Below are 1048 nucleotides of genomic sequence, written 5' to 3'. Positions count from 1 at the left end.
GACTTTTAATTTTGTTTCTTGTTAATTCCATAAGTAAAATTATTTAGTTATTCCTTTAAATGTTTTGTTACCATCTCCATACAGTCTGTAAAAATCTTTTAACTTTATTCCTGTCCCTTGATCAATTTTTTTTGGCAAAAGAATGTCATTAATGTCTGTTTTTTTCGCATTAGTAGGCTTATAAAACAAACTACCTTTTCCAGCTTGTTGTTGTGCTAAAATTTGTCCTGTAGTTAAACCAGTGTTTTGACTTAGTTTAGTTTCTACTACTATCATATCTACAATTTCATCAAACTCATCATATTTAATCCAAACTTGGTCGGCAATAAAGAACTCGCCTTGCTTGTTACAAGGAGGGGTTAATATAGAGAATGCTCATTATTAAACATCTCTTTTAATTTATTAAACTCTATAAAACTTTTTTTGACAATTTGATGGAATTTAGACTTCACATTTTGTAAATTTGGAGAATTTCTAAAACCTTCTTCTCTATATTTAATATACTTTTCATATAGAGAATTATTACAAAGTTTCATTATAATCATAGCTTTTAGTCCAATTTCATCTCTCAAATAATTATGATAATCGTCAAATGAAACAACACTTAGAACTTTATCATTAAAACTTTGAAGAGTAGGAATTGCTTTAAAAAAAGGTAATGTGTAATTGTTATAATAGGTATCTAACAATTGAACATATGCTTCTAACTCACTCTCGTTTTTAATAATGAAAAAGTTTTCAGAAAGATTTCCTCCTCTTTCAACATTAACAGTACCAGAAATAGTATAATGAAAATATGTTTTCTTATTAGTTACTTGTTCCAATATTTTTTCTACCTTATCTACTTCTATATATTCTGTTATAGTAGGTCCTAATTGTATATGTTCTTTTTTTATTTCACAGTCTATTTGTATACATTTCTTAGTGTCATTTTCTGTTTTGCAAAAAAATAAAATGCCTGTTTCTGTATCTATTTTACAATCAAAGTCTTTTTGATAAAAATAGTCTAATAGTTTTTTAAGATTATTATCCATTAATTATTCACTTT

General features: G+C 26.0%; 2 protein-coding genes. Both read right to left on the bottom strand.

Annotated features, from left to right (window positions below; genetic code table 11):
* Nucleotides 1-39: 39 nt before the first annotated feature.
* The gene (locus HMPREF9071_RS11665) at nucleotides 40-276 is read right to left on the bottom strand and encodes a hypothetical protein (RefSeq protein ID WP_009401544.1); all 237 of its coding nucleotides are present in this window, start codon (nucleotides 274-276) and stop codon (nucleotides 40-42) included.
* 83 nt (nucleotides 277-359) lie between these two features.
* Nucleotides 360-1034 (bottom strand): hypothetical protein, encoded by a 675-nt coding sequence (locus tag HMPREF9071_RS11660; protein ID WP_009401542.1) that lies wholly within the window; start codon nucleotides 1032-1034, stop codon nucleotides 360-362.
* Nucleotides 1035-1048 lie beyond the last annotated feature (14 nt).

The sequence above is a fragment of the Capnocytophaga sp. oral taxon 338 str. F0234 genome, assembly GCF_000192225.1.
Lineage (GTDB): Bacteria > Bacteroidota > Bacteroidia > Flavobacteriales > Flavobacteriaceae > Capnocytophaga.
Note: the sequence above shows the minus strand (reverse complement) of the source record. Positions and strands in the feature narration are given on the sequence as shown.

Coding starts and splice junctions, on each gene's coding strand:
- HMPREF9071_RS11665 (WP_009401544.1), bottom strand. CDS start 276: ATGATAGTAGTAGAAACTAAACTAAGTCAAAACACTGGTTTAACTACA.
- HMPREF9071_RS11660 (WP_009401542.1), bottom strand. CDS start 1,034: ATGGATAATAATCTTAAAAAACTATTAGACTATTTTTATCAAAAAGAC.